Origin of the sequence: Luteitalea sp. (genome assembly GCF_044337415.1) — a bacterium.
Lineage (GTDB): Bacteria > Acidobacteriota > Vicinamibacteria > Vicinamibacterales > Vicinamibacteraceae > Luteitalea.
Genome location: NZ_JBIINP010000204.1, coordinates 1 through 6810 on the forward strand (window position 1 = coordinate 1; position 6810 = coordinate 6810).

The following is a 6810-nucleotide window of genomic DNA, read 5'->3' on the forward strand; positions in this document are numbered from 1 at the left end:
GCGGGCACCTCGACGGCCTCACGCCGAACAGCGCCACAGGTAGGCCGCGGGCGACTGGCCACAGGCTGCGGGCCACAGGCTGCCTGCGCCGGTTCGGCTTCGGGTCGCCTGCAGCCCGTGGCCTGTAGCCGACCTGTACCCGATACCCGATACCCGATACCCGGCACCCGGGTATAGCATTCCGCGCCATGGCTGAGCCTCGCAGTTCCAGTTCCCGTCGTCCTTCACGTCGTGCCGCGATGACGGCTGGCCTGGCCACGTTGGCTGGGACGGGAGCGCCAGTCAGGGCAGCGCAGTCGTCATCGGCGCAGGTCCCCGGCTGGGGGCCGCGCAAGGTCGCCATCACGCGGAAGGATCGGAAGGCGCCCAACCCGCTGCTGTCGCACGCGGTCCGGTCGGGGCCGCTGGTGTTCCTGGCGGGGATCGGCGGGTGGTACCCCGAAGACCGGCCCGACCCCGGCGACGCGAGGGTCCAGACCGACAGTGCCCTCCGCGCGATGAAGATGATCCTGGAGCAGGCGGGGTCGTCGATGGCCAACGTGCTGAAGGTGCACATGACCATCGCCGATCCGAACCGCAACCTGCCGCTGGTCAACGAGGGCTACCGCGGGCACTTTCCCGACCCGCCGCCCGCCCGGTCGTACAGCGGGTGCGGCGTGAACGAGCAGGGACGCGATCACGTGCTCATCCAGATCGACTGCATCGCGCTCGTCGAGTGACGAGACCATGCCGCGACTGCCGCGACTGCGGGAGATGCCGAGCCCCCTCGACATTCCCGGCATCGCGGCATCGCAGCATTGCGCCGCTGGTCGCCGAACGGCGTCGCTAGACGCCCTTCGGCGCCCACCCGCGCTCGTACTCCCGCCCCCACAGCTTCATCGCGTCCGCGTCCTGCTGGATGCGGCCCGTCGCCGGGTCGCACGTCAGCGTGCGGCCCGTCTTCCAGGCGATGTTGCCGAGGTGCGCCATCATCGTGCTCACGTGGCCGCCGTCGATGGGCGTGAAGAGCTGCGCCTTGCCGCGGATGCCGTCGAGGAAGTTGACGGTGTGCAGCGCATCGAGGCGCACGGCCGGTCCCACCTGGCTGGTGGTCGCGCCAGGATCGGTCTTCACCTCCTCGACCACGCCGCCCTTCAGGTCGTAGATGGTGTAGCCATCGCCGTCGATCATCAGCGAGCCCTGCTCGCCGTGGAACGTGACGCCCACCCCGTTGCCCTGCGGCTTGTAGCCGTTGGCGCTCATCGACTCCCAGCTGATCATCTTGCGGCCCGGGTACTCGAGCGTCACGACCTGCGTGTCGGGGAACTCCCAGTCGTCGCTGTAGTGGTAGCGGCCACCCGCCGACGTGACGCGCGTCGGGTGCTCCACCTGCAGGCCCCAGCGGGCGAGGTCGAACATGTGCGTGCCGTTGTTGGCCGATTCGCCCGTGCCCCAGTGCCAGCGCCAGTGCCACTCGTAGTGCACCAGGTTGTCGAGGAACGGCCGCCGCGGCGCCGGACCCTGCCACAACTCGAAATCGAGCCACGGAGGCACCGCCGCAGGCTTGCCCAGCCCGATCGACGCCCGCGAGTTGGCGTACCAGGTGCGCGCGTTGTACACGCGGCCGATGCGGCCGCCGTGCACGAGCGCGATCGCCTTCTGCACGTTGGGCCACGAGCGGCGCTGGTTGCCCATCTGCACGACCTTGCCGGTCCGCTTCTGCGTCGCCACGAGCAACTCGCCCTCGGCGGGGTTGTGGCTGCAGGGCTTCTCCACGTAGACGTGCTTGCCGGCGTTCAGCGCCAGGATGGCGGCCGGCGCATGCCAGTGGTCGGGCGCCGCGATTGCCACGGCATCCACGTCGCGCGATTCCACGACCTTGCGGATGTCGGGCATGGCGACGGGGGTGCCGCCGCCGGCCGCGGCGATCATCTCGATGGCGCGCGCCGCGGCGCGCGTGTCGACGTCGCAGATGGTCGTGATGACGGCGCCCGGCGTGTTGAGGAACGCCTTGGCCAACTGCGCGCCGCGGCTGTTGACGCCCATGATGGCGACACGCACGCGGTCGGCGGCGGGCCCGGCTTGCAGGCGGATGGCCGGCGCCGCAGAGGCGACGGCAGGGACGACGAGGCCGGCGCCGAGGCCGGCCGACGCGGACTTGAGGAACGAACGGCGGTCGATGGAATGGGGCATGGCGCCCCTACAATACGCCGTCCTCGGGGGTTTTGCGTGCCCCTGAGCGTCCACCGCCCTCGGTCGACGTCGTACCAGCTCTTCATGCGCTTCCTCTGCATCGCCACGGTCCTCACCCTGGCTGTGGGCGAGCGCTAGCGGCGACCCGGGGGCCTCGCCCGGCGCTATCCCCACGACCGCGCGCGGCCGATAACCTTCCGCAGGTGCCCCTGCACCGTCGTGGAGGCCTCGTCATGCCGCATGCCCCGTCCTCGCTCGTCGAGGAGTCCAATCGCCTGTTCCAGCACACGTGGACGTACTTCGCCAAGCACCTGCCCGGCGGGGGCGCCACGCGCCTGCCAGGGCTGCTCATCGCCAACGGGCGCTCCGCGCTGCCCTTCATGAACGTCGCGCTGGTGACGGCGCCGGTGGTCGACGAGGCCGATCTCGCCGCCCGCATCGCCGAGGCCGCGTCGGCCTTCCGGCGGCACGACCTGCACTGGATGTTCGTCGTGTCGGACCACTTCGTGCCGGAGGCGCTGCGTCCGCGCCTGACCGAGGCCTGCACGGCGGCGGGCCTGCAACCGATGATGCGGATGCACGGCATGGCCGCCGAGGCGCTCACGGCACCCGCCCCTCCGCCACCCGCGCTGACCTTCAAGGTGGTAGAGACGCAGGCCCTGCGGGAGGCCGTCGGCGACATCAACGCCGCCGCGTATGGCATGCCCTCCGACATCTGCCGGGCGGTGACCGGTGTGCCCGACATCTGGAAGGACATGCTCGGCGTCGTCGGCATGCTCGGCACCACCCCCGTGGCGTCGGCCTGCGTGGCGGCGATCGACGACGTCGCCTACGTCGCGCTCGTGGCCACCGACCCGGCTCACCAGCGCAAGGGCTATGCGGAGGCCGTCATGCGCCGCGCACTTGCCGAGGCGAAGACCGAGTGGGGCATCACGCGCACCGTGCTGCACGCCACGCCGGCAGGGCAACCCGTCTACCAACGCATGGGGTACGAGCACGCCGTGTCGTTCGAGGCCTTCACCGGGGCCTGACACAGCAGGGCGCTGGTCTCGGCATGAGACAGCGTCAGGCGTAGACTGACCAAGACTGCGCGGCTCCTTCCGGCCGTGATGGCTGGCTTTGCATATGGATGCCTCTCAGGCACTGCTCGTGAAGGCGCTCGAGGCCCTCGAGATCCTCACGATCGAGCGTTCCGAGGCCGAACTGGCCCAGGCGGGCGTGGAAATCGCCCAGGCGGTCACCGGTTCGCGTATTGCCTACCTGCACTTCCTCAACGAGGACCAGGAGACGATCGAGTTGGGCGTGTGGTCGCGCGACACGCTCGCGTTCTGCGCGGCCGTGTACGACCGCCACTACCCGGTGACGGTGGCTGGCATCTGGGCCGACACCTTCCGGCTCCGCCAGCCCTGCATCCACAACGACTACGCCAGTACGCCCGACAAGCGGGGACTGCCGCACGGGCACGCCACCCTCGTGCGGCACCTCGGCGTGCCCGTCGTCGACGAGGGGCTGGTGCGGCTGCTCGTGGGCGTCGGCAACAAGCCGGACGACTACGACGCAGATGACGTGCAGCGGCTCGAACTCGTCGCCCGGCGGGTGTGGTCCGTGATGCGGCAGCGCCGGCAGTTCGGTCGCTACATGAACCGGGACCACCGGTTCGCGCAGCTGCAGCGCCTGGACGGCGTGTGCGGGCTCGAGTACGACCGCGACGAGGACCGGCTGACGTTCGACAGCATGTTCGGCGCGCTCTTCGGGGCGCCCGTCGCGCCGCCCTCGACGCTCGATGGCCTGCTGTCGCTGGTGGCGGCGACCGATCGCGCGGTGGTGCGCGAGGCCATGCGGGGCCTCGACCCCGCGAAGTGGACCGTGCGCGTGACGTGCGTGCGCCCGAGCGGCGTGCAGTTCCCCGCGGAACTGGCCATGGAGTTCCGTGCGCGCGAGATCGGCCGCGGCCTGCTCGGCATCGGGACGCTGCAGGATCTCTCGCAAGAACTCGTGGTGGACGACCTGCGGCGCCGGGCCGACACCGACGTGCTGACCGGGCTCGCCAACCGCCGCCGCTTGGAGGTGGTCCTGCGGGAGGAGCCGAGCCGCCGTGATCGCGACGGTCTGACGGCGATTCATTACATCGACCTCGACGGCTTCAAGCCGGTGAACGACACCCTCGGGCACGTGGCGGGCGACCTCGTGCTCCAGGAAGTGGGGCGGCGACTGCGCCAGCGCGCCCGCGAAGACGATGAGGTGGTCCGGCTCGGCGGGGACGAGTTCGTGGTGGTGCAGCGGGGCGTGACCCACGACGGCGACGCCGAGGTGCTGGCCAACGCGCTCGTGGCCGCGATCGCGACGCCGATGACCATCCTTGGGCAGGAGGTGTGTGTCGGCGCCAGCCTTGGCGTGGCGATCGCGCCGCGAGGCACGTCGCTGGAGGCGGCGATGGATGCCGCCGACCGTGCGCTGTACGCGGCCAAGGGGGACGGAGGCCGTCGCTGGCGGCGTGCGACGGGACCGTCGGGGTCGTCGCCGTTTTGACATTGCCCAGGCCGGGCCGCATCCTGATGGGGCCCCGATGACCACCGCCGCCACCGCGCTCTCGCGGTTCCTCACCTTCGACCGCGCCGCGTGGTCGCACCTGCGCGACAGCACGCCGCTGACGCTCGACGAGGCCGACGTGGCGGCCCTGCGCGGCCTCAACGACGCGCTGTCGGTCGACGAGGTCGTGCAGATCTACCTGCCGCTCTCGCGCCTGCTGAATCTCTATGTGAGTGCATCGCAGGGCCTCTACCGCACCACCCACACCTTCCTGGGAGACGACGCGCAGCAGGTGCCGTTCATCATCGGGCTGGCGGGCAGCGTGGCGGTGGGCAAGAGCACGACCGCGCGCATCCTGCAGGCGCTGCTGTCACGCTGGCCGACGCACCCGTCGGTGGACCTGGTCACGACCGACGGCTTCCTGTTCCCGAACGCCGTGCTCGAGAGCCGCGGGCTGATGAAGCGCAAGGGCTTCCCCGAGAGCTACGACCGGTCACGCCTGGTGCGCTTCCTCGCCGACGTGAAGGCCGGCGTGCCTGAGGTGCATGCCCCGGTGTACTCGCACCAGCGCTACGACATCGTGCCGGGCCACGTGCAGACGGTGCGACAGCCCGATGTGGTGATCGTCGAGGGGTTGAACGTGCTGCAGGCGCCGCCGCACCAGCGCGACACCGACCAGTTGTTCGCGTCGGACTTCTTCGACTTCTCGATCTACGTGGACGCCGCCGAGCACGACATCGAGCAGTGGTACGTCTCGCGCTTCCTCCGCCTGGTGGACACGGTCTTCCAGGACCCCGACTCGTACTTCCACCGCTATGCGTCGCTCGACGAGACGCAGGCGCGCGACACGGCCGCGCGCATCTGGGCCGAGATCAACGCGCCCAACCTCCGCGAGAACATCCAGCCGACGCGCATGCGCGCCCACCTGATCCTGACCAAGGGCCCGAGGCACGTGGTGGAGCAGGTCCAGCTGCGGCGGGTGTAATTCGAAATCAGACATGCGAAATTCCCGGGCGTCGGCCTCCGGCCTTCCGCCTTGCGAACGCGTGTGCACTCGCGAGGACGAAGGTCGAAGACCGAGTCCCCGGCATTTCAAATGTCGAATTTCAAATTACGAGCGTCTTCTGGGGTCTTCCACCGGTGGCGGCGGATCGGCGCGGAAGGCGAGGAACACGGCGACGACGGCCAGGCCGATGAGCGGATACTGCACCCATTGCAGGCCGAACATGCCGGCGAAGATCGAGCCGAAGGCGCAGATCATGGCTGCGCCGAACCACAGGCGACGTTCCATCAGGGCATCCAGGTCGCGGACAGGCGTTGGGCCACGGGCTGCAGGCTACCCGAGCGCGTCGACATGCGCGCGAATCCAGTCGTGCATCAGACGCGACGCGCGGCCGCGATGGCTCACCGAGGCCTTCTCGTCCATCGTCAGTTCCGCGAAGGTGCGGCCGAGCGGCGGATAGTAGAGCATCGGGTCGTAGCCGAACCCGTTCGTGCCGCGCGGCTCGGGCGCGATGACCCCGGCGACCTCGCCCTCGGCGACATGGAGGATTTCGCCGTCGGCGCGCGCCAGCGCCAGCACCGAGACGAAGCGGGCTGCCGACTCGCGGCTGCCCAGCGCGTCCAGCTGCGCATACACCCACGCGTTGCGGGCCTCGTCGCTGCCGCCGGGCACGCGTGCCGACCGCACCCCGGGCGCGCCGCCGAGCGCCTCGACCTCGAATCCGGAGTCCTCGGCCAGGCAGGGCAGGCCCGACGCCACGGCATAGGCGGTGGCCTTGAGGCGCGCGTTGTCGGCGCAGGTCTCACCGGTCTCGTCGGGCGGCGGGATCTCGGCGGGCAGATCCTTCAGCGAGAGCAGCGTCACGGGCAGGTCGGCGAAGAGCGCGGCGAGTTCGCGCATCTTGCCGGCATTGCTCGTCGCCACGAGCAGGCGCACGGACATGCTCATGCCTTCGTCGGCAGCGTCACCTTGAGCAGCGGGCCGACGATGGCGGCCTGCAGCGTGATGAGCTCGTCGATGCCCTTGCTGCCGAGGTCGAGCAACTGGTCGAGCACGGCGCGCGGGAATGGTTCCTTCTCTGCCGTGCCCTGCACCTCGATGAAGCG

At 70.2% G+C, this 6810-nt stretch carries 7 protein-coding genes; 4 read left to right on the plus strand and 3 right to left on the minus strand.

Annotated features, from left to right (window positions below; translation table 11 throughout):
* The first annotated feature begins 188 nt into the window (after nucleotides 1-188).
* The gene (locus tag ACIRDX_RS18955) at nucleotides 189-719 is read left to right on the plus strand and encodes a RidA family protein (RefSeq protein ID WP_396627005.1); all 531 of its coding nucleotides are present in this window, start codon (nucleotides 189-191) and stop codon (nucleotides 717-719) included.
* A gap of 106 nt (nucleotides 720-825) precedes the next feature.
* Here ACIRDX_RS18955 and ACIRDX_RS18960 read toward each other — a convergent pair whose 3' ends face one another.
* The gene (locus tag ACIRDX_RS18960) at nucleotides 826-2172 is read right to left on the minus strand and encodes a Gfo/Idh/MocA family protein (protein ID WP_396627006.1); all 1347 of its coding nucleotides are present in this window, start codon (nucleotides 2170-2172) and stop codon (nucleotides 826-828) included.
* 233 nt (nucleotides 2173-2405) lie between these two features.
* Here ACIRDX_RS18960 and ACIRDX_RS18965 point away from each other — a divergent pair, with 233 nt between their 5' ends.
* The 3 genes from ACIRDX_RS18965 (at nucleotide 2406) to coaA (ending at nucleotide 5686) form a co-directional block, all read left to right on the plus strand.
* A complete protein-coding gene (locus tag ACIRDX_RS18965) occupies nucleotides 2406-3203 on the plus strand; it encodes a GNAT family N-acetyltransferase (RefSeq protein WP_396627007.1) in 798 nt (265 codons plus the stop codon).
* Nucleotides 3204-3297: 94 nt separating this feature from the next.
* Complete coding sequence (locus ACIRDX_RS18970; protein WP_396627008.1) at nucleotides 3298-4701, plus strand: diguanylate cyclase domain-containing protein; 1404 nt, start codon at nucleotides 3298-3300, stop codon at nucleotides 4699-4701.
* A gap of 37 nt (nucleotides 4702-4738) precedes the next feature.
* A complete protein-coding gene (coaA, locus tag ACIRDX_RS18975; RefSeq protein WP_396627009.1) occupies nucleotides 4739-5686 on the plus strand; it encodes a type I pantothenate kinase in 948 nt (315 codons plus the stop codon).
* Between the two features lie 126 nt (nucleotides 5687-5812).
* On the opposite strand, the gene ACIRDX_RS18980 is transcribed toward coaA, so the two are convergent.
* Nucleotides 5813-5992 carry a hypothetical protein gene (locus tag ACIRDX_RS18980; protein WP_396627010.1) on the minus strand — a complete coding sequence of 60 codons (180 nt, stop codon included), beginning with the start codon at nucleotides 5990-5992 and terminating at the stop codon, nucleotides 5813-5815.
* A 45-nt stretch (nucleotides 5993-6037) separates the two neighbouring features.
* The gene (locus ACIRDX_RS18985) at nucleotides 6038-6652 is read right to left on the minus strand and encodes a non-canonical purine NTP pyrophosphatase (RefSeq protein ID WP_396627011.1); all 615 of its coding nucleotides are present in this window, start codon (nucleotides 6650-6652) and stop codon (nucleotides 6038-6040) included.
* Nucleotides 6653-6810 lie beyond the last annotated feature (158 nt).